The organism is Paenibacillus sp. NPDC093718 (genome assembly GCF_050279985.1).
GTDB lineage: Bacteria > Bacillota > Bacilli > Paenibacillales > Paenibacillaceae > Paenibacillus_AQ.
Window position 1 is genome coordinate 185,770 of sequence record NZ_JBNNUS010000008.1, and the last position, 20,790, is coordinate 206,559.

Consider the following 20,790-nt stretch of genomic DNA (forward strand, 5'->3'; position numbering starts at 1 on the left):
CTGAAGGAGGGATTCATTTATGGAGAGTTCATTAGCATTGGAGCTTGTAAGAGTGACGGAGGAAGCGGCGCTGCAATCCGCCCGGTGGACAGGAAGAGGGGACAAGAACAGTGCTGATGAAGCCGCGACGGTTGCCATGCGCAAGCATTTTGATTCCGCAGCGATGGATGGTGTCGTTGTCATAGGGGAAGGCGAGATGGATGAAGCGCCCATGCTGTATATTGGAGAGCGCGTAGGAAACCGCAAAGGTCCGAAGATGGACGTGGCGGTGGATCCGCTCGAAGGAACGGAAACGGTGGCCAGCGGGCTGAACAACGCGTTATCCGTAATCGCCGCAGCTCCCCGAGGCACCCTTCTGCATGCGCCCGATATCTATATGCATAAGCTCGCGGCTGGACCCGAGCTTGCGGGCAAGCTGAGTTTGAATGATCCGATTGAGGTCACCCTTCGAAAAGCATCGGAGATATTATCCAAGCCGCTGTCGGAGATGACGGTATCCATTCTTGATCGCGAGCGACACAGCGCGATGATCAAGGCTTTGCGAGAGTCCGGGGTAAGAATCAAGCTGCTAAGCCACGGGGATGTCATGGGAGCGATCGAGACCTGCACGGACAGCGAGGTCGATCTCTATGTGGGCTCAGGAGGAGCTCCGGAAGGCGTTCTCGCTGCCGCTGCTTTGAAATGCCTGGGCGGAGAAATCCAGGGACGGCTCATACCGGAAACACCGGAGGATTTCATCAGATGCCAGGACATGGGGTTGAAACATCCCGAGCAGCTGCTGACGATGGAGGATATGGTAGGCCGCGAAGGCGTATTATTCGTGGCAACGGGCGTAACGGCTGGCGATTTCCTGCGCGGCGTGAAGTTTATGCCGGGTCAGCGAGCCGAAACGCATTCCGTCATGATGTACTCCGGCACTAGAACCGTCCGTTATATCCGGAGCGTTCATCATCTGTTTCAAGGCAGTGAAACATTAGCTGCCGCTGCATCTTCTTAATGCATCAGCTGGGTATCCATAATATAAAGGCACTCCAAAGGTTAGCCAACCTTCGGAGTGCCTTTATGCGTTGTTAACGGCATGGCGCCGCCGGATGCTTAACTGTGTCTCTTCCGTCCGAGCATCAGCCAAGCTCCGCCAAGCACAAGCAGCACGGCGATGACAGGCTGCACGACGGACAGGTAATTCAGCACGGGTCCGATTGAGAATACTACGAAGAACAGCAGTGACAATACGGTCAGAATGTTAATCGGGATGAGCAGCCACTTGTTACGCGATCCGAACCAGTAGAACTCGAACAGCCCTGCCGCAACGGCCAGGATAAAGCCGGGCCACATGGAGCCCCACGAGTCAAACAGGGAAGCGATTTGGCTGACAATACCGGCTGTGAGCAGAATGCCGCCCGGTATCAACAGTCCGATACCCTGTCGTCCAACCAGCGAGAAGTACATCCAGTGAAAAAACAGGCCTAACGGGATCACGAACAGGGTAGGCCAGAATGTCGCGAAGATGGAACCGGCGCCTACTGTTCCGCCTTGGTTTAAGAGCAAGTATGCGCCGAGCAGGATGAGCAGCGGTGCCAAGATTGTACGTTTCGTCATACAAACTTCGTTCCTTTCCTTTTGTAGATTGATTAATCCAAGAATACCATGCAATGGATGGGGATGTCCTCGGTCCTACGGGGAATGTTTCACCTAGACTTTAGTCTAGGATGGCATGTTTAGCCAATAGGCTGTCCGTTTAATAAGGTCCTAAGCGCCCGATAGGCAAGCCTGAATAAAGAAAAAACAGTCCTGCAGCAAAAGCGTTTCAGAGCAGGACTGTCTTTCCGATTGAAGGATATTATGAAGGCTTCTTGGTATACATGAGTCCGACGGTCTGAGGGCCGCAGTGGCTGCATATGACGCAGCCCGCCGTAGAAATGCTAACCTGCCGCGCACCTGTTTTCTCCTGCAGTTGCTTCTGCAGGAAGCGGGCTTCCTCTTCGGCCATGGTATGTACAACAACGATCAGATCATTGTCCATCTTATCCACTTGGGCCAGCGCATTCTGGATCATCTGATCCAGTGCCTTCTCTTTTTTGCCCCGTACCTTGTAAGCGGGGATCATGCCGCCGTTCACGACTTTGATAACCGGACGGATTTTCAGCAGGCTGCCAATGATGTTTTGCATGCCGGAACAGCGTCCGCCTTTATACAAGTAATCCAGCGTATCGACAACGAATTCGCACTCCACTTCATTTACGGTGCGGCTTAACAGCTCCACAATTTGCGGTATGGATGAACCTTCATTGGCTGCGTGAACAGCCTTCATAACAAGGAGGCCGATACCGGAGGATAGGTTGCGTGAATCAAACACGGTAACCCGGCCCTCGGGCAGCTCACCTGCGGCGATCAACGCATTTTGATAGGTGGAGGAAAGCTCTGATGAAATGCTAAGGAACAGGATATCCTCGCCTTGCTCAATGGATGGCGTGAAGGCCGCAATAAAGTCGGACGGGGAAGGTGCCGCTGTTTTGGGCAGGCTGCCGATCTGATCGACTTTGGCGTATAGCTGTTCCGGCGTGATGTCGACTCCGTCGCGCAAGGATTGTTCTCCGAATACGACGTAGAGCGGAACGATGCCGATATTATATTCTTCTATCCATGAAGGTGGTAAGTCGCAAGTACTGTCAGCAAAAATTCTAATTTTACCAGACATGAACATCTCCCTTTATCAACTAATTGAATCTTGTACTACTAGAATACCTTGTTTGATGAGAAAAGGGAATGTTCTTGTCGTTTTGGGTCCAGTGCTGTGAGTTTACTCCAAAAAAGGCGGTGATTGTGCAACATATTCCATAGGTTTCCCGTTAATTATAATGGAGGTGGTTTTATGGCAAAGCGAAAGCATTTGAGCAAAATCATCGCAGCAGCTGCCGCAGCTATGCTGCTCATGACTATAACGGCATGCGGCGGCGAAGACCCGACTTCTCAGCCGCCAGTTGATCCGAATCCGGTAGAGGATGACGTTAAGCAACCGACTGAACCCGTCGAAGAGCCGAAGATCGAGATCAAGCAGGGAACCGGTACCTATGTAGGTCAAATCGATAACAATTCCATTGAAATTGAAACAGCAGAGGGTCCTACCGCGTTCCGGCTGGGCGAAGGTATGGACCAAGTCATATCCAAGCTTCAGGGAGATGAGTCCGTCTCGTATGAGTATTGGGAGCAGCCCATTGAGGGCGAAGAAGAATTGAAACAGCTGATCCTCACCAAGCTGACGGTGGAAGAGGGAGGCGGGGGCACGGGTTCAGAGAACGCGCAGCTGCCTGCAACCAAAGATTTTGAACTTGAGCTGGAGGGCATGAAAGAGACCAAAACAGCTAAACTCGCCCAGGGTGACGGTTACGCGCTCTATATATTTGATATCTTTTCTTTTGATGCAAAGACCAACAAGCTGACCATGAATGTGGATCAAGATTATTATGTCGAGATTACGAAGCTGCCTTCGGATTATAACGGGGATGAACTCAAGCTGGAAGCGGAGAAAGAGCTAGCCGAGACAGGTAAAGTTCGTGAAGCTGACGACAATGAGAAGCATAAGGGCATGGAGAATGCGTCCGTTTATATGATAGGCGAAGGTGAGAGCCTGACCAAGATGTACATTGTGGATGAGATTGACGGCCAGGGATATATTTTCCGTGTAAATAACCCTCACCGTGAACCTTCCGAGGGATTTGCCACGCATGCCTTTACATCTTTGAGCTCGATCGTTAATCAATAATGCTCGCAAAAACAGCCTCTGCTGTTTGGCCATAAGGCTAAGCAGCGAGGCTGTTTTGTTATACATATCGGATGGATGCATTCATTGTTGCTTGGACGTCTCCAAATATTGCTTAATAAAGCGCAGTGCATTTGCGTCACGTTCCGTGCCTTCACGAATGCCCGCAAACATTTCTTTCTTAAGGACAGGCAGTTGTTCGCCAAGGGGGCTGCCCATAATATCCACGGCATACACATGCTCCGAACCGTCTTCCTCATTTTTACCCTTTACCAGCATCTCCGGCGTGAGCAGTTCCTTCAGCTCGCCTTCAACCTCCGCTTCGAGGGGGCGCACCATCCCTTGATTGCCAACCCAATCAAAGGCGGTCTGATCCATAATGTACAGGTCCGGGCGCTCTGTGGACAGTACAAGCAGTGCCTTTTGCAGCATGGCTGCATCCTGCGGATTGTTGGAATCCAGAGGCGGTACATAGTTAATGTTAACGGTTACGCGTTTCCAATCGGGGAATTGCGCCAGAATCGCATCCTCGATTGGTTTGAGGTCCTGTCCACCATCCTGACTCATATAAGATCCGAGGAACATGACTTCCAGATCAACCGGGGGCAGATTGGCCAACCGTTCTTTCTCAGCCTGATGGTTGAAAATACTGATCACGATATAAATGAGGACGCCGACTAGAGCAATACCGCCGAGCACATGAAATTTATAATAACGGAAGAAATGATCGGTTTTCTCCGCTGTCCCGGCAAACCTTTTATATTTGCCGTACCGTTTCTGATTCATCTCTTCCAAAGCTTTACGGTTCTCTTCTTCAAGGATGAATTTATAGGCTTTGGTGATGTCGGCAAACTCGGCTTCGATCTCCTCCGTCCGGTCCGGCTCCCGCCTTTGATGTGAGCGGGTTTGGCGCATGAGCAGCGTGTACCGGTCGTCGAGTTGTTCCTTGGTTGCATCCTCCGGCAGACCCATTCGCTCATAGGCTTCTTTCAATTGGTCCATTCATGTCACCTCTTCTATACTGTGAGAGTTTCCTATTTACCAGTATATAGTGTAGAGGCGGCAGGTTACAAACGTTTATGTGATGTTTCGACACTTGCCGGCTTGATAATGGGTAAACTGTCATGAACAAGCAAGAAAGGTCGAATGGTAATCAAGCAATATAGCAAATGATGTATAGCTTTCCTGAATGATTATGAATGGTTTTGAAAGTTTTAGATTGTTTTTTGGAACGGTTATGGTAGTATATGCTTTGGGGGGGATTCATTATGCTGACGGAAGAAAGATACCGAATCATTTTAGAGCGCTTGCAAGAACGCGGCGTCGTGAAGCTGCAGGAATTGGTTGAACTCCTTGAAGCTTCGGAATCAACGGTAAGGCGTGATTTAATCGACCTTGAGGAACGTCAATTATTAAAGCGCATTCATGGCGGAGCTGCTCTGCCAAGCCCTAAGATACAGGAACCTGGAATTGAGGAAAAAACGTTCAAAAACATTCAACAGAAAAAGGTTGTTGCCCGTTTAGCAGCAGCACAGGTGGAGGATGGAGAAAGCATTTATCTCGATGCGGGAACGACCACGCTGGCGATGATACCTTTCATCGATGCGAAGGACGTCACGGTCGTAACCAACGGTTTATCCCATATCGAAGCGCTGGTAAGCAAACGAATCAAAAGTTATCTACTGGGCGGCATGATGAAAATTCATACCAAAGCCGTCATCGGAAGCATTGCGCTTCAAAATATGGACAACTTCCGCTTTGACCGTTGCTTTCTGGGCACGAACGGTGTGGATGTAGAGATGGGCTATACCACACCCGACCCGGAAGAAGCCTTGATTAAGCGGCGAGCCCACCAGCTGTCCGCCTCCAGTTATGTTCTTGCGGATTCCAGCAAAATAGGCGAGGTTTCCTTCGCCAAATTATTAGACCTGAACGAAGCGACGCTGATTACGGAGTCCTTGTCGGAATCCTGGAAGAAGGCTATTTCACAGAAAACCAAAATAATTGAGGGATCATGATGATATATACAGTAACACTGAATCCTTCCATCGATTACATCGTGGAAGTTGAGCATATCGAGCTTGGCGGTTTGAACAGAATGACCCGGGACATGAAGTTTCCGGGCGGTAAAGGAATTAATGTATCGCGGGTGTTGAACCAGCTTGGAGCTGATAATACGGCCATCGGTTTCCTGGGCGGATTCACCGGTCGTTATATAGACGAGATGCTGGGCAAGGAAGGAATCCGCACCGATTTCGTGAATATTGCGGACGATACCCGCATCAACGTCAAACTTAAGCATGGCGATGAGACCGAAATTAACGGCCTGGGTCCTATCATCAGCGAGGAAGAAACGAAAGAACTGCTTCATAAGCTGTCACAGCTTCAAGCAGGGGACATCGTTGTGTTGTCCGGCAGTGTTCCGCCTTCGCTGGGACCTGACTTTTATGGCCTTCTTATCGAAGCGTGCCGCAAGTGCGGTGCCGAATTCGTGATGGACACTACTGGAGATGCGCTGATGAAGGCCTTGGCCTGGAAGCCGCTTCTCGTAAAGCCGAATCATCACGAACTGGCCGAATTGTTCGGCGTTGTTATCGATTCAAGCGAGAAGCTTGTGGAGTACGGCCGAAAGCTGCTCGAGGAAGGAGCACAGCATGTCCTTATCTCCATGGCCGGCGAAGGGGCGCTGTTCATCACGGCCGATCGGGTATATCACGCCAACGTACCGCCAGGTACAGTCCGTAATTCTGTGGGGGCTGGCGATTCGATGATTGCCGGATTCGTCGGTGCTCTTGCGATGGGCAAGGATCCGATCGAGGCATTCCGGACAGGGGTCGCCTCGGGTAGCGCGACGGCGTTCTTGGACGATTTGGCTGTGCGGGAAACAATTGATCGACTTCTTCCGCAGGTTAGGATCACGGAGTGGTAAGCCGCTTTACATCGAATTACGCGGTTATGATGCGGCCTGCTATGGCGTGGCAGTCATCACGAGGATATCAAGGGAGTGTGAACCAGCATGAAAATTACGGATTTAATGATACAAGAAACGATGATCATGGACCTGAAGGCGGTCACGAAGGAGGCAGCCATTGATGAACTGATCGCAAGCCTGGCTGCAAGCGGGCGGATCAACGATCCAGTCTTGTTCAAAGAGATGATTCTGAAGCGTGAAGCCGAATCCAGTACGGGGATCGGAGGCGGCATCGCGATGCCGCACGCGAAGACGAAAGCGGTTAATGAACCGACCGTCGTGTTTGCCAAGAGCAGTCAGGGCGTGGATTTCGAAGCGCTGGACGGAGAGGCGGCGTATGTGTTTTTTATGATCGCAGCTCCGGAAGGAGCCGGAAATACCCATCTCCGCACGCTTGCCGCGCTATCGCGGCTGCTGATCGATGCCGAATTTATCGCGCAATTGATGGACGCGAAGACGCCCGAGGAGATAACGGCTTTATTCGACTCCAAGCAGGCGGTAGAAGAAGCCGCCAAAGCTGAGAGGGAAGCGGCCAAACAAAGGGAATCTAAGCAAAAGGAAACTAAACAAAAGGAAGCGGAGAACAACCGTCAGGAGTCCGGCGGCGCTCCCGAATCTGACCAACGGAATGTTTCTGCAGGAACCTCGGATGCTTTTGTTGTTGCCGTAACGGCGTGTCCGACCGGTATTGCCCATACGTTTATGGCTGAAGATGCCCTGAAGAAGAAAGCCCAGGAAATGGGCGTCGAGATCCGGGTGGAGACCAATGGCTCGGAGGGTGCGCAGAACGTGTTGACGGAAGAGGAAATCCGCAGGGCGGCAGGCGTCATCATTGCCGCCGACAAAAACGTGGAAATGGCCCGCTTTAACGGAAAGCCCGTGCTCCAGCGACCGGTCAGCGACGGTATCCGCAAATCGGAGGAGCTGATTCGCAAAGCGATGAGCGGCGATGCGCCGATCTACCGGAGCGAAGGCGGTGGTGAGTCGCAAGCAAAGGGCGCCGAGAAGGGCAGCATAGGCACGAAAGTGTATAAGGACCTGATGAATGGTATCTCGCATATGCTGCCATTCGTCGTAGGAGGCGGTATTCTTCTGGCTATCTCCTTCCTGATCGAGCAGCTTGCAGGTGAAAGTCATCCCCTCTTCCAGCTGCTGCAGACGATTGGCGGGGGAGACGGCGCCTTCCACTTCCTCATTCCGGTTCTGGCCGGATTCATTGCGCTCAGCATAGGTGATCGTCCGGCATTGATGCCCGGCATGGTCGGAGGGCTAATGGCCCTGAATTCTAATTCGGGATTTCTTGGCGGGCTTGCGGCAGGTTTCTTGGCGGGTTATGTGGTGATCCTGCTGCGCAAAGCCTTTGCTGGTCTGCCCAAAGCGCTTGACGGCTTAAAGCCGATTCTGCTGTACCCGGTTGTCGGCCTCCTTGTCACCGGAACGATCATGTTCTACCTGTTTGATCCGTTCTTCAGCTGGATCAATCTCGGCTTGATTGATATTCTGAACAATCTGGGTACCGGCAACGCGGTGATTCTCGGTCTTATTCTGGGCGGAATGATGTCGATTGACATGGGCGGACCCTTTAATAAAGCGGCTTATGCATTTGCGATCGGCGTCTTTACATCCAGCGGCAATACGAACGGAGCGATGATGGCCGCGGTTATGGCCGGCGGTATGGTTCCTCCGCTTGCCATTGCGCTTGCGACGACGTTTTTCAAGCGTAAGTTTACGGAGCAGGAACGAAAGTCCGGTGTAACCAACTACGTGATGGGTCTTTCCTTCATAACGGAGGGGGCGATCCCGTTCGCCGCTGCCGATCCGCTGCGCGTGCTGACATCTTGTATCCTCGGCTCGGCGGTTGCCGGCGGGTTGACGCAGCTGTGGAGCATCAACGTCCCTGCTCCTCACGGGGGGATTTTTGTTGCCGCTCTGGCCAACCATGCGCTTCTGTTCTTGCTGGCCGTTCTGATTGGCGCGTTGATATCAGGCCTGCTGCTTGGTCTGTGGAAGAAGCCGCTTGAGCGTAAATAGATTCATACAGATGAGACAATACGAGTTTGGGGTGGGCGTTTCTGCTTACTTCGGACTCGTTTTTTTTCATAGTCGGTTGGATCTCTCTGCAGATGACCGCATGTTATAATCTAGTCATGATCGAAAAAGGAAGGAGAGAGAATAGAGATGATGGAACAAAACAGCAAGGGTCGAGGTCCCGAGGAGCTTATCGAAGAAATCAACCGGACGTCCACAGCCGAAGGAATGGCGGCGGTATGGTTTCTGGGACAGGAGAGCGTTGTCCTTAAGGGCGGAGAGGTTGTCATCTATATCGATCCTTATATGTCCGATGATCTGGAACGCAAAGCGGGATTCAAGCGCGCATTTCCTGCACCGCTGAAGCCGGAGCATATCACGAATGCGAACATGGTATTGATCACCCATGAGCATGACGATCATATGGATCTGGGAACGATTGCGGTCATAGCCAAACAGAATCCGGAGACAGTCTTTGTCGCACCGGCTTGCTGCCATGAAGCGATGAGAGAGGCTGGTGTCGCGCCGGAGTGTTTGTATGCGGCGATGTGCGATGATTGGCAGCAGTTTGAGGGCTTCCGACTGATGGCGATTCCAGCTGCCCATGAAACTTTGGATGAGCATGAACAGTTTGGGCACCGATATGTCGGATATTTGGTGGATATCCAGGGCGTGTTGATCTACCATGCGGGAGATACTGTCGTTTATCCTGGTTTGGTTGAAAGGTTACAAGCGCATGCGATTGATATCGGGATGGTGCCGATTAACGGGGGAGATGCCTTCCGCCGGAAAGACGGAATCGTTGGAAATATGGGCTTTCGGGAGGCAGCGGGGCTTGCCGCAGCATCGGGATTCGATCTGACCATTCCGATGCACTATGATATTTTCCCTTGGAATGGAGAGAAGCCGGGGTATTTTGTGGATTATTGTTATGAGAACTATCCATATATGAAGACCAAGGTGATGGCACGGACTGAGCGTTTGATTTATGTAAAAGATTAATAGCGAAAGGCATCCGAATCGTGCCCGGTGGAATTTTTTTCAAATGCGGGACAGCAAGTCCGCAATTTTTCGAAATGGCAAGCATATAAATGAGACATGCCCTTATAAATGGAGATGGGGAAATGGTGTCATTTCGAAAACATGTCATTATCGTGATCGGCAGTTTTCTGATTGCGGTGGGGACCAATTTTTTTCTTGTCCCGCATAAAGTTTTGGATGGTGGAGTTATCGGCGTCGCTCTGATAGCTAACTATGTGTTTGATCTACATATCGGATTCGTCATTATTTTGTGCAGCATTCCCATGTTTATCGCAGCCTGGATATTAAATCGCGAAATTTTTTACAATAGTCTGTCAGGCATGCTGATATCTTCATTTATCATCGATTTGCTTTCACCGCTGCAACCGGGTTTTTTGCGATTTTTTGCCCCGAATGTCATCCTGAGCGCGCCCCTGGGCGGGGCTTTGATCGGAGCCGGACTTGGATTTATGCTGAGAAACAATGCAAGCACGGGCGGTACGGATCTGTTGGCGCATTTCCTGGCTAAATATTTGCCGTTAAATGTAGGTGTCATTATTTTGTTGATGGATGCCGTGATTATTGGTTTCGGAGGTATCCTGCTGTCGGGAAGCACCTTCATGTATTCTGTTCTGACGATCGTAGCGGGCGGCTTTACGACAGGAATGTTCACTCAGAAGCGTTGGTTCAAAAAGAGACGGATTAAATAAACAGACAAGCCTATCAAGTCGACTCTTGATAGGCTTGTCTGTTTATGAAAAAAAACGATATTTGGAGAAATCCTATACGAAAACGGTACAGCATTTATTATCTTTGCGATTGAGCTGCCTTAAAGGCGTTGATATAAGCGCGTGCCTTTTCTGTAATCAGATTGAAGTCACCGCTCTTCAGTGCGTCCTTGGTCAGATCCGATCCGATCCCGACCGCAAACGCGCCGGCCTGGATCCATTCATGCAGATTGTCCAGATTTACGCCTCCGGTTGGCATGATGTTGGCCTGCGGGAGCGGACCTTTCAGAGATGGAATGACGGAAGGAGAGTACAGATTCCCCGGGAAGAGCTTAATGACATCAACGCCAAGCTCAAGAGCGGCAACGATATCATGAACGGTTACGGCGCCCGGCATAACCGGGATGCGGTAACGATTGCTGAGCAAAATGGTATCGCGGTCAAAGCCCGGCGAGACTACAAACTCGGCACCGGCAAGAATGGTGATTCGAGCCGTTTCAGCATCGAGAACCGTGCCTGCGCCAATGATGGCATAGTTATCCGCTTGCGGATCTTTAGAGGAGTACATTTTGGCCAGCGTCGTAATGGCTTCGGTAGCGAACGGTACGGTCATGGTTACTTCGATAACCTTGATACCGCCTTCAATCGCACGTTTGGCAATCTCGACAACCTCTTCGGGGGAATCTCCTCGAAGGACAGCGACGACGCCTGCATGATGAATTTGTTCGATCAGTCTTAGCTTTTTCATGTTACACACTCCTTCTCGTCTATGAATGGATTAGAAAGATGGCTTGTTTAAAGAACAGGAGTTAACGCTCGATATGAGCAGCATTTCCGCGCCGCTGTTGTACCTCTTCCCAGGTCGGAAGTGCTTCCCAATCACCGGGCGCTTGGATCACCAGCGAACCGGTTAAGCCGCCCAGCGAGAGGGCCTCTTCAGGTGTCCAGCCCTTTGCGATACCGGCAAGGAAACCGGCACAGAAGCCGTCGCCTGCTCCCACGGTATCCACCACTTGATCCACCTGTTCAAAGGGAAGGGAGTAGGTGTGGCTCTTGTGGACAATGACATTGCTCCCATTGAAACTTTTGATAATTGACATCGCGGGAAGCTGCCGCAGGCGATTCAGGATTGCCTGCTCGTCCTCTGTTTCGAACAGCAGCTTGCATTCATCATAGCCCGGAAGAAAATAATCACAGGCTTCCGCAAGCTCCAGCAATACAGGGCGAGCTTCCTCGATATTCCATAGCTTGAGCCTGAGGTTAGGGTCAAAGCTGATGAGGACGCCATGCGATTTGCATACGGAAATGACATGCCGTATCGTCTCCAGGCAGCTGCTGCTTAGAGCTGCGGTGATGCCTGTAAAGTGAAGGAAGCGGGCATTGGCTATGTATTCGGAGTCTACATGGTCCGGCGTCATTTGACTGGCGGCTGACCCTTTGCGGTAGTAATAGACGGAGGATTGACCGCGAACGTTCTGTCGCAGCATAAGACCGGTCGGTGCAACATCCGTTTGACTGGCGGCGGAAATGTCGACACCTTCTCCTCGAAGCGTTTTCAAAATACCGGTTCCGATCGGATCGTTGCCGAGTTGACCGAACCATCCGCTGCTGCAGCCAAGTCTGGCCAATCCGATGGCGAGATTGCTTTCGGCACCGCCGAAGGATTGTGCCATGCTTCCTCCTTGCCCTATGCCCCGTGTGCCTTCCGGATATAATAATCCCATCGATTCACCGAACGTGATGACATCGATAGGACGCGTTTCATTCTTCATAGAATCTCCCCCCTTGAATTCAGTCGCCGTTATTAACACTTTACCCTGATGGGGAGGATAACTCAATAATAAATAACACAATATAAAGTACCTCCTATCAGGGGAAGATAGGAGGTAAGCATGGGCTTACATGTGATGGAGCAAACAAAAAAGAAATGTTTAGAAACCTTTATACTGAGGCTCTTCCTGTTCAAGCTGCTGAACCCGCTGGGCCACTTGGTCCACGACTTGCTGTGTTTGTTGTGCTGCCGCCGTGAACAAATCCTTGGCATTTTGATCTTGCGTGGACAGTGCAAATTGCTCAAGGCTGGCCTGAGCGCTTTTTAAGGATGAGAGACATGTTTTAACATCGGAAGCTACGGTCATTGGTTTTTATCACTCCTTTCATGCGTAATAATGTACGCATTTTGCAGAAGAACATGCATAGAGTTTCCCTTGGAAAATAATGGTGTGATTTCTAAAGGGATATTTGACAATAATCTAAAGTGTGATTATCAATCAAGACATTAAATGAGGAGGCTTTATTGTGGCCGAGTGGTTGGAAATTGTACTCAGAACCTTATGTGCTGTGGTCGTTTTGTTTCTGATGACGAAACTGCTGGGCAAGCGGCAGGTTACGCAGCTATCTTTTTTTGAATATTTAACGGGGATTACGATCGGCAGCTTGGCCGCCTACATCTCCTTGGATCTTGATGCGAACTGGTATTTGGGATTAGTAGCGCTGGGCGTATGGGTAGCCTGTTCATTACTTATTGAATTCCTGTCAATCAAGAGCAAAAAGGCCAGAGACTTTATCGATTTTAAGGCGACCGTGCTCATCAAAGATGGCAAGATATTAGAAGATAATTTAAAGAAAGAAAAACTGTCTGCCGATGAGTTAATGCAGCAGCTGCGGAAAAGAGACGTGTTTCAGGTCGCTGACGTGGAATTTGCCGTTATGGAGTCTAGCGGGGAAATTAATGTTCTGCTGACGCGTGACAATCTGCCTTTAACTCCTAAAGATCTTGGTGTCCAGGTAGCGCCGGAAAAGCCCGGACAGGTTGTCGTCATGGATGGTAAAGTGATGGATGAACCGCTGCGCGTCGCAGGCTTCAATCAGGGATGGCTGGTGGAAGAACTGGACAAGCAGGGTGCTAAGATCAAGGATGTATTTCTCGCCCAGGTAGACACTTATGGACAACTAACCATCGATTTGTATGATGATCAGATTCAGGTTCCCCAAAATGAGGAGCGGAAACTGCTCTATGCGAATTTGAAAAAATGTCAGGCGGATTTGGAGTTATTCAGCCTCAGTACAAAGAGTAAGAAGGCAAAAAAAATGTATGAAGAAAGCTCCAAACAGATCGAGAAAATTATAGCCGAGGTAAAGCCAATCCTAAATACTTAATTCGGGAACCGGCGAGTCATAATTCCGTAAAAATCGGAATAGGATATTTTTGTGTATTACAAAAGGAGCCGGTTGCCGCCGACTCCCCGCACAGCAGATCATCACCTGCAAGGTGGATATTTGCTTGCAACCAGACGTAAGAAATAGATTCATCTGTACAAGGGACGGGTCTATTTCTTATTATGGAAGGCAAGGATCGAGACGACCAGAGTGGCGAACGATATCATTAAAGCCAAAGCTTCATTCACGCCCATGCCTATCACCTCCTGCTGCCACCCTTGCCAGCTGGTCTACTGTACTATATAATATGCCAATTGCTTACAATAAAAGAACCTTTTTGTAGGAAGCGCTTTCATAAAATGTTGATTTTTTGACGAGATAAATAAGTATAAACTTCGATTAGATTGATCGAGAGGCTAAGAGAGCGGCAAATGCAGCTCTCTTATTTCGTTTTCATTAGGATATCGATACAGTTTCAAGTTTCAAGCGGGTTTATGATTGGCTTTAGGTTTTTGTTTACGCTTGGGTCTGCGTTTACGGAACAGGGAGGCAATCCAGTAGAAAATAGGGATAAACTCCATAAGAATAAAGAACATCGCCATCCCGAAAGAATTGAAGTCCTGGAGAAAGAGGATCGGATTTTGCGAATACTGAAATGCAATCACGATAGCCGTTCCCCCAATGATGGCAATCAGCGGTCCATCCATTTGCTTTAGGTGAAGCAGTTTGGCAAGACATCTTACACTTACATGGATGAGAAAGGCGCTATGGAAAAACATCGCACTGCTCCATAATCCAATAATAAGCGGGTCGGAGTTGCCGAGGAACCCACTGGCTGCGCGCATTAATTCAACAAGTGGATATTGCATCTCCCGCCCTAGATAAGGGCCGAAGGTTAGTAAAGCTGAGGCCCATTGGAGCAATATGCCTATAGTCACCAGCATCCCTGCGGCGGCGAGGTTTCGAAACGATTTCCGGTTAAATTGGATATAGGGAGCGAGAAAGAGGAAGACGATCCATTCCGCGAAGAATGAAAAACAGAACAGGGCATCCTTAACAGCCGACTCATAATTGTGATGCCTGACCATCGCAGTCATCATATCAAAATGGGCTTCCTTGAAGAAAAACAAATTCATGGACACGATCGCAATGACAATGACGAGAAAGAGCCCGTCCGAAATATAAATCATCGTCTCCATGCCCCATCTGGCGGTAATCATAACGACCAAACCTACGATCAGGAGCACGAACCATTGAGGAGATTCCCGCATGTAATTGGTGTCGAAGAATAAAGTGAAGCTTTCAATATCCATCCCTATGTAATTGATCGACCAGAAAAACACCAAAGCAACGACTGGGATATGAATCCATTTGCTGACAAGTTTACTGCCGAAATCGATCCAGGGTTTCTGAGGATCCCACAGCGCGAGCTTTACCATAAACCACAGGAAGATTAAACTCATCACATAGCCGCCCAGAATCGCAGCCCATCCTAAGTAAGCAGAGTTCCACAATATGGGACTGATCAGAAATCCGGTAGGTATGGCGTTAAGATAGACAAATCCGAAACGGAACAGCTGCCAGGGAGTATTGCGCATGTTGGTTCGTACATCCTTTCCGTCATAGATTATAGTCCTCTGTGAAAATACGCCGATAGATGTTTTTGTTATATGTTATCAAGCCAACCGAACAGCAGCATAATCAGATGGTTGGGGGTCAGCCACTCGTGAGAAAACGAGGCGAATAAATTCCAGACGGTAAACGCAAGGATTAGCAGGAGAACCGTCCATTTTTCACGAGGTGCTCTTGCCTTTTTCTTCGCGATATACCATTCCACCAAGGAGTACACGAGGAACAGAAGAGCGAGCATGGGCAAAACCTCCTTATTTCGGATTCATTTTGAGTATGGATCCGAAGTTTCGAATTTTGATGTCGGTAACAACCTGGATCTCAACTTCGTTTTTGTAATAATCGGGCCAGTTGGCACTAACCTCGTGCCAATGATCCGGATAGTTCCAATCCACCAGCATGCCAAGCTGCAGGATGTCTGCTCCTACTCGCTGCGATGTATGAAGAGCCTTTCTTAAATGACCGGCGATTTGATCATTGAGCTCACGCTCGATCAGCTCTTTCACCTGAAGGGTATCAAGCTGCCTTTGCTTTTGTTTGTATATGACATCGCCCGTTCCGCTTAGCTTTACCGTGAACACCGGATGACCCGAAACCATGCGTACGGACTTTTTGGACCTTGATGTGATGACAAACACGCTTGCTTTCTCGCCATCACTCCATTGAACAGTATACAGAGGACCTTTTACCTCGTTTACTCCCCAACTGACGGCAAGCGACTCCTTCATCGGGAGTGTGGCCACGAGTTTATGATGACGGAAAAGCGCCGTACCCTGAATCCCTGCCCAGGGTTCCAGTTTCTCTTGGTCGGCCACCATAGGCTTCAAGCCTGCTGACAAATAGTTCAAGGCATAGCCTTGATTGGCCGATTCGGCATAGAGGCAATCCTTCAAGTTCGTCACGATCATGTTGTGTTGGTCCGCAAAACGGGTGAGCACCTCCGAGGGCATCTGCTCAAAGACCGGTGTCAGCTCAGCGACTTTTTTGGCGTCTCCGGGTGCAACCATTAAATAAATATTCAGGTTGGTTGTCGGTTCTCGCTGAAGCCAGTCCGTAAGCTCTTCTAATCCCGCTTCCGCGAAGCTTTTGCCAACAATTACGACCTTGGTGTGACTGAAGTCAAAACGCCTGGAAAGATCCCGTTGAATCAGGTGCAGGGCATCCTGCACGGTACTGGAGGTCTTGGTTACCATGGCATACGGGTCACCACCACCTTGGCCGCCTGCTTGGCTTCCAGATGTAAGCCGATTTGGAAGGGGGGCACTGATCGTAACTTCTACGGTGTCTTCTTGCTGACCTTTATTCACATACATGGCAAATACAAAGGTTTGCTCATTGATTTCAACCTTGGTCATCGTGAAACCACAACCCGTCAACAGAGTCAGGGGGAGCACCAATTTCAACAAGTTAAACAATTTGAGTAGAGGCATTATGGCTTTCTTCTCCTTAAATTGTTGGAAGACGCATAGGTTTTAGGCCGGTTCTTCATCAGCATGGATGGTGCCCTCAAAAAGGTATCCTTCCATTCGGATATCACAAGCGGCGCAACGGGCTGCAGATAAGGCGTATTAAACGACTTCAGGGAAGCCATGTGGCCATACACAAGGAAGGCAGCGGCAAATACGCCGATTAGGCCGAGTGTCCCTCCGAGAATGAGTATGGGGAAACGCAGCAGGCGGAACGCAAGCCCAAGCTCGAAGTGCGGAATGATGTAAGAAGCGATTCCGGTTATCGAGACCACGATGACCATCGGGTTGGATACGACCCCCGCTTCCACTGCGGCCTGTCCAATGACGATGGCGCCGATAATGGATATCGTCTGCCCGACGGGCTTCGGGATCCGGGTTCCGGCTTCCCGCAGCGCTTCAAAGGTCAGTTCCATGATCAGTGCCTCCGTTAAAGCGGAGAACGGGATATTTTCACGTGATGCCGCAATGGTGATCAGCAGATCGGTGGGTATAATGGATGGCTGAAATGTCGTAATCGCCACATATAGCGAAGGCATCAGTAATGAGATTATGGCGAACACGAACCGGACAATCCGGATCCAACTTGAGGAGAAGAAGCTGTGATAATAATCCTCGGACGACTGCAGCAGGGAAAATAGAGTGACAGGCACAATCAGTGCCGACGGCGTTCCATCCTGCATAATGCCGACCCTGCCTTCAAGCAGAGAAGCGGCTACGGAATCCGGTCGCTCTGTGTATTGAAACTGCGGAAACGGGGATTTCACACCTTCCTTCATTTGCTCGGACAAGGTGCTGATCCCGAAGGTGCCATCAATGGAAATGTTATTCAGCTGCCGGTCTACTTGGGCGACAACTTCGGGTTTACATAAGCCGTCGACATACACCATATATACGGCGGTCTTGGAATACTCACCAATCTGATAACGCACGGTTTTGAGGTCCGTATGCTTGATTTTGTGCCGGAGCAGCGATAAATTCGTGCCAATGTCTTCGATAAAAGCTTCTTGCGGCCCGTTCACCACGAGCTCATTCTGAGATTCCGAAACCGCCCGTTTCTGGTACAACGCGATGTCAAATAAATAAGCCTCTGCCAACTGCTCCACAACCACTACCGCTGTGCCTTCGACAATCATATTGGCAATATACTCCGCCGAGGAAGAGCGATGAAATGGAACCGACAGGATATCTCCACGATCCATACGATCAATGAAGTCGTTGAAATTATGCTGAATCAACGCTGCTTCCTTAATTAGCGGTTTGACGATATGTTCGTGCAGGGTGCTGATATCCACAATGGATTCAATGTAGATGACGGTGCACGTTGATCCATGGACACGTAAGGATTGATAGATGACATCCTCGCAATTCGCAAGCCGTTCTTTAACAGGGTCAAGCAGTACGTACTGCACCTTCGATTTCATTCAGTTTTCCCCTCCTTTGCCGATATGTAGTAAAGGCTCATCCTCTTTAGAATGCCGTGTTTTTAGCAACTTATACCGAATTTTCCAGAGAAACCGGTCAGGGACTGAAGAGGAGTTGAGATCCGGACAGGGACAAAACATCTTAATTCTAAAAAATAAAAAGCGCCTGAGGAGAGGGATCCCAGGCGCTTTTCAATGTGAGTTTTAATTAAGACTTCGATTTACCTCTTCGAATGGATTCTTTGATTTTGTGAAGCAAGGGTCTGCGGTAAAAGGAGAGCAAGATGCGCAGTAAAATATAGAGTATCAATGTAGAGAGGATGCTATTGATGAGGGCACCGACAAGAAAGTTGACGCCCATATCGCCTAATCTGCCAAAATGGTTCGTCTCAATCCTATAATCCGTCTCAGGGACAGGTGCCGAGAGAGCATCTTCGATTTCAAAGGTTTTGGGGAATGTGGTGAACAGATGCACAAATACCCCGATTCTATAGTTTAAATAGAACAGGATCGGCCACAAGACGGAGCCTGTCGAAGCTGCAAGGAAGGCGGAGGGGATGTTCGCCCGAACCATGCGGGCGAGCAGCGGAGCCAGCAGCAGATCAATGCCGAAGGTTGGGTACCAGCAAGGAAAGAAGCCTACGGCAAAACCGAGCGCAATTCGATGATCGCTATTTTGCATGCGGAGAGTTCGGAGAATATAGTATTTCAGTCGTCGAATGTATTTATGAAGCAAAACCGTCTCCTCCTGCACGTACTAAATACAATAATGAAGGGATTGGAACCGCATTTTTGTATCGTAGGGATTCCATTTATAATAGGAAGAACTTTCAAAAATTATATAGTAGTGCTTGTAAACCGTCAATCGAGGAAAGAAGAAATATATGCATGTAATATTACTTTGACATACATAGTAATATGCGTTATATTATTCCCATTCGTTTCGTTAAGGAGGTCCGGGTATTTGATAGAATCCATACATAACAGCGATTTGATACGTGGAAATATTGATACCTTTATTTTGCGCGTGTTATTGGACGGAGATAATTACGGCTATCAGATCATTAAAGAAATCTCGCTGCGAAGCGGGAATCGATTTGAGCTGAAGGAGCCTACCTTGTATTCCAGTCTGAGAAGGTTGGAGAAGCAGGGATTCATCCGTTCCTATTGGGGTGAAGAAACCCAGGGCGGAAGGCGCAAATATTACAACCTCAGCCAGGAGGGACAGAGACGCTTGCTGCAGAATCAGGAGGAATGGAAGGCTGCGCGCGAGATTATTGATATTCTGATCGGAAACGGAAAGGAGCTGACAGACAATGGCCAACAGGCATGACTTAGAGATCTTTGTGGACCGTCTATTTGCGAATCAACGCAAAACCAAGGAAGTGGTAGAGCTGAAGAATGAGGTTCTCAGCAATTTGGAGGCTCGGGTTACGGATTATATGGAGAATGGGATGGAATATCAATCGGCCATCAGTCTGGCCATCGATAACATCGAAGATATCGAAGCTCTCATTGACGATAATCAAAAAGTTTACAGCTACCGTTTCCGTTATGAATTGGTTCAGAGCGCGCTCATTTATTCCTTGCTGGCGTGGATCGTCACGATCCCGGCCCGATTTTTGCCAAGCGGTATAGGGGTGAACACCCTTCTGCTATGTCTCGTTGTCTTGACCGGAGCGGTGTATCTGTCCATGTCAAGGCATCTGAAACGGTATGAGAAGCAGACAGCTGTGATCAACGCAGGCAAATTGGCCAAATGGAGCAAAGGGGCATGGTGGCTGTGGTCGATATTTATCGTCGTTGTATCCATGTACACCTTCCTGATTCAATACGGCAGCGATCTATGGTTTGGGCGAGAATTGCGGATCGATGGGCCCTATTCGTTCTACGTGACCGTCATGCGATATGCCATCCCGATGACGTCGGTCATCATTCCGCTGCTTGTCCAAAAAGCTTGTAAATTAACTCTTCAACTTGAGGTGAATGAACCATGAGCAAAAAAAATTGGCTGATCGTTACACTGCTGCTTATCGGCGTAGCGGGTATGGCTGCACTGGAGGGATTCATCAAGCCCAAGGCAGACGAACAGGCCGTTCAATATGAAGCGGAGCAGAATGATCCGTTGACGCACGATATCCGGAATTCGTTAAGCTTTGCGAGCCCGTATATGGGGAATGCCGGGAACCTGATCAATTTGAATGCTTCGCTTCCCATGCGTGACATCGAACGCACATTTCAGCTGTATCCGGAGGAATTGACGGCCGAGCTCCGATTCCAGGCCAGGGCCGGCGATCTGCAAGAGGAGAAGCTGAAACAGCTGCTGGTTTATAATTCCACTGCTAATTTTGCCATGATTGATAATATGGAGAAACTGATTTTCGCATTTGAAGACCAAACCTTCACCATCCGGCGGGACGAGGTGGAGTCGTGGTATGGCAATCAGGTCACACTTGCTTCATTACGGGATGCCGGGACATGGGAGAAGGAGGTTCAATCCCGTCTTGGTGATATGAAGTTTGTCGGTGATTACGTAGAGAACCTGGTTGAGCGCAAGTTTCTGTAGAGATAAAGCTTTAGAAGAGATAAAGCGAAGGGGAGTATA

General features: G+C 49.4%; 23 protein-coding genes. 11 read left to right on the forward strand and 12 right to left on the reverse strand.

The features are described from left to right. Positions 1 to 19 precede the first annotated feature (19 nt). On the forward strand, positions 20 to 997 hold the full coding sequence (gene glpX, locus ACQKPA_RS23605; RefSeq protein ID WP_427494931.1) for a class II fructose-bisphosphatase: 978 nt from the start codon (positions 20 to 22) through the stop codon (positions 995 to 997). 98 nt (positions 998 to 1,095) lie between these two features. Here glpX and ACQKPA_RS23610 read toward each other — a convergent pair whose 3' ends face one another. Next, entirely contained in the window at positions 1,096 to 1,599 is a 504-nt protein-coding gene (locus ACQKPA_RS23610) for a hypothetical protein (protein ID WP_427494932.1), read from the reverse strand. A gap of 241 nt (positions 1,600 to 1,840) precedes the next feature. After that, a complete protein-coding gene (locus ACQKPA_RS23615) occupies positions 1,841 to 2,698 on the reverse strand; it encodes a DegV family protein (RefSeq protein ID WP_427494933.1) in 858 nt (285 codons plus the stop codon). Positions 2,699 to 2,872: 174 nt separating this feature from the next. On the opposite strand from ACQKPA_RS23615, the gene ACQKPA_RS23620 reads away from it, so the two are divergent. Next, the gene (locus ACQKPA_RS23620; RefSeq protein ID WP_427494935.1) at positions 2,873 to 3,763 is read left to right on the forward strand and encodes a hypothetical protein; all 891 of its coding nucleotides are present in this window, start codon (positions 2,873 to 2,875) and stop codon (positions 3,761 to 3,763) included. Positions 3,764 to 3,844: 81 nt separating this feature from the next. On the opposite strand, the gene ACQKPA_RS23625 is transcribed toward ACQKPA_RS23620, so the two are convergent. Beyond that, positions 3,845 to 4,762, reverse strand: coding sequence for a J domain-containing protein (locus tag ACQKPA_RS23625; RefSeq protein WP_427494936.1), 918 nt, complete (start codon positions 4,760 to 4,762; stop codon positions 3,845 to 3,847). A 266-nt stretch (positions 4,763 to 5,028) separates the two neighbouring features. Here ACQKPA_RS23625 and ACQKPA_RS23630 point away from each other — a divergent pair, with 266 nt between their 5' ends. The 5 genes from ACQKPA_RS23630 (at position 5,029) to ACQKPA_RS23650 (ending at position 10,489) form a co-directional block, all read left to right on the forward strand. After that, entirely contained in the window at positions 5,029 to 5,778 is a 750-nt protein-coding gene (locus ACQKPA_RS23630; RefSeq protein WP_427494937.1) for a DeoR/GlpR family DNA-binding transcription regulator, read from the forward strand. Then, entirely contained in the window at positions 5,778 to 6,689 is a 912-nt protein-coding gene (gene pfkB / locus ACQKPA_RS23635; RefSeq protein ID WP_427495054.1) for a 1-phosphofructokinase, read from the forward strand. Before ACQKPA_RS23630 ends, pfkB begins: the two co-directional genes overlap by 1 nt. An 87-nt stretch (positions 6,690 to 6,776) precedes the next feature. After that, on the forward strand, positions 6,777 to 8,762 hold the full coding sequence (locus ACQKPA_RS23640; protein ID WP_427494938.1) for a PTS fructose transporter subunit IIABC: 1,986 nt from the start codon (positions 6,777 to 6,779) through the stop codon (positions 8,760 to 8,762). Positions 8,763 to 8,909: 147 nt separating this feature from the next. Beyond that, positions 8,910 to 9,761 carry an MBL fold metallo-hydrolase gene (locus ACQKPA_RS23645; RefSeq protein WP_427494939.1) on the forward strand — a complete coding sequence of 284 codons (852 nt, stop codon included), beginning with the start codon at positions 8,910 to 8,912 and terminating at the stop codon, positions 9,759 to 9,761. 122 nt (positions 9,762 to 9,883) lie between these two features. Beyond that, positions 9,884 to 10,489: a YitT family protein gene (locus ACQKPA_RS23650; protein ID WP_427494940.1), complete on the forward strand. Its 606-nt coding sequence runs from the start codon at positions 9,884 to 9,886 to the stop codon at positions 10,487 to 10,489. A gap of 97 nt (positions 10,490 to 10,586) precedes the next feature. Here the strand turns inward: ACQKPA_RS23650 and ACQKPA_RS23655 are convergent, their stop codons facing one another. The 3 genes from ACQKPA_RS23655 to ACQKPA_RS23665 form a co-directional block, all read right to left on the reverse strand. Then, complete coding sequence (locus ACQKPA_RS23655) at positions 10,587 to 11,255, reverse strand: bifunctional 2-keto-4-hydroxyglutarate aldolase/2-keto-3-deoxy-6-phosphogluconate aldolase (RefSeq protein ID WP_427494942.1); 669 nt, start codon at positions 11,253 to 11,255, stop codon at positions 10,587 to 10,589. A gap of 61 nt (positions 11,256 to 11,316) precedes the next feature. Continuing rightward, complete coding sequence (locus ACQKPA_RS23660; RefSeq protein ID WP_427494943.1) at positions 11,317 to 12,279, reverse strand: sugar kinase; 963 nt, start codon at positions 12,277 to 12,279, stop codon at positions 11,317 to 11,319. Positions 12,280 to 12,438: 159 nt separating this feature from the next. Further along, positions 12,439 to 12,645, reverse strand: a complete 207-nt coding sequence (locus ACQKPA_RS23665; RefSeq protein ID WP_053491912.1) for a DUF1657 domain-containing protein — start codon at positions 12,643 to 12,645, stop codon at positions 12,439 to 12,441. A gap of 160 nt (positions 12,646 to 12,805) precedes the next feature. Here ACQKPA_RS23665 and ACQKPA_RS23670 point away from each other — a divergent pair, with 160 nt between their 5' ends. After that, positions 12,806 to 13,666, forward strand: a complete 861-nt coding sequence (locus tag ACQKPA_RS23670; RefSeq protein WP_427494944.1) for a DUF421 domain-containing protein — start codon at positions 12,806 to 12,808, stop codon at positions 13,664 to 13,666. A gap of 170 nt (positions 13,667 to 13,836) precedes the next feature. Here the strand turns inward: ACQKPA_RS23670 and ACQKPA_RS23675 are convergent, their stop codons facing one another. The 6 genes from ACQKPA_RS23675 to ACQKPA_RS23700 form a co-directional block, all read right to left on the reverse strand. Continuing rightward, the gene (locus tag ACQKPA_RS23675) at positions 13,837 to 13,920 is read right to left on the reverse strand and encodes a putative holin-like toxin (RefSeq protein ID WP_223260591.1); all 84 of its coding nucleotides are present in this window, start codon (positions 13,918 to 13,920) and stop codon (positions 13,837 to 13,839) included. A 228-nt stretch (positions 13,921 to 14,148) separates the two neighbouring features. Further along, a complete protein-coding gene (locus ACQKPA_RS23680) occupies positions 14,149 to 15,264 on the reverse strand; it encodes a GerAB/ArcD/ProY family transporter (RefSeq protein WP_427494945.1) in 1,116 nt (371 codons plus the stop codon). A 68-nt stretch (positions 15,265 to 15,332) separates the two neighbouring features. Continuing rightward, positions 15,333 to 15,536, reverse strand: a complete 204-nt coding sequence (locus ACQKPA_RS23685) for a hypothetical protein (protein WP_427494946.1) — start codon at positions 15,534 to 15,536, stop codon at positions 15,333 to 15,335. 13 nt (positions 15,537 to 15,549) lie between these two features. Then, complete coding sequence (locus ACQKPA_RS23690) at positions 15,550 to 16,725, reverse strand: Ger(x)C family spore germination protein (protein WP_427494947.1); 1,176 nt, start codon at positions 16,723 to 16,725, stop codon at positions 15,550 to 15,552. Beyond that, positions 16,725 to 18,185 carry a spore germination protein gene (locus tag ACQKPA_RS23695; protein ID WP_427494948.1) on the reverse strand — a complete coding sequence of 487 codons (1,461 nt, stop codon included), beginning with the start codon at positions 18,183 to 18,185 and terminating at the stop codon, positions 16,725 to 16,727. The genes ACQKPA_RS23690 and ACQKPA_RS23695 overlap by 1 nt, the downstream gene beginning before the upstream one ends. Positions 18,186 to 18,393: 208 nt before the next feature. Continuing rightward, on the reverse strand, positions 18,394 to 18,921 hold the full coding sequence (locus ACQKPA_RS23700; protein WP_427494949.1) for a DUF2062 domain-containing protein: 528 nt from the start codon (positions 18,919 to 18,921) through the stop codon (positions 18,394 to 18,396). A gap of 228 nt (positions 18,922 to 19,149) precedes the next feature. Here ACQKPA_RS23700 and ACQKPA_RS23705 point away from each other — a divergent pair, with 228 nt between their 5' ends. The 3 genes from ACQKPA_RS23705 to ACQKPA_RS23715 are packed head-to-tail and all read left to right on the forward strand — an operon-like array spanning position 19,150 to position 20,751. Beyond that, positions 19,150 to 19,518 carry a PadR family transcriptional regulator gene (locus tag ACQKPA_RS23705; protein WP_427494951.1) on the forward strand — a complete coding sequence of 123 codons (369 nt, stop codon included), beginning with the start codon at positions 19,150 to 19,152 and terminating at the stop codon, positions 19,516 to 19,518. Next, the gene (locus tag ACQKPA_RS23710; protein ID WP_427494952.1) at positions 19,502 to 20,182 is read left to right on the forward strand and encodes a permease prefix domain 1-containing protein; all 681 of its coding nucleotides are present in this window, start codon (positions 19,502 to 19,504) and stop codon (positions 20,180 to 20,182) included. The genes ACQKPA_RS23705 and ACQKPA_RS23710 overlap by 17 nt, the downstream gene beginning before the upstream one ends. Further along, complete coding sequence (locus ACQKPA_RS23715; protein WP_427494953.1) at positions 20,179 to 20,751, forward strand: DUF4825 domain-containing protein; 573 nt, start codon at positions 20,179 to 20,181, stop codon at positions 20,749 to 20,751. Before ACQKPA_RS23710 ends, ACQKPA_RS23715 begins: the two co-directional genes overlap by 4 nt. Positions 20,752 to 20,790 lie beyond the last annotated feature (39 nt).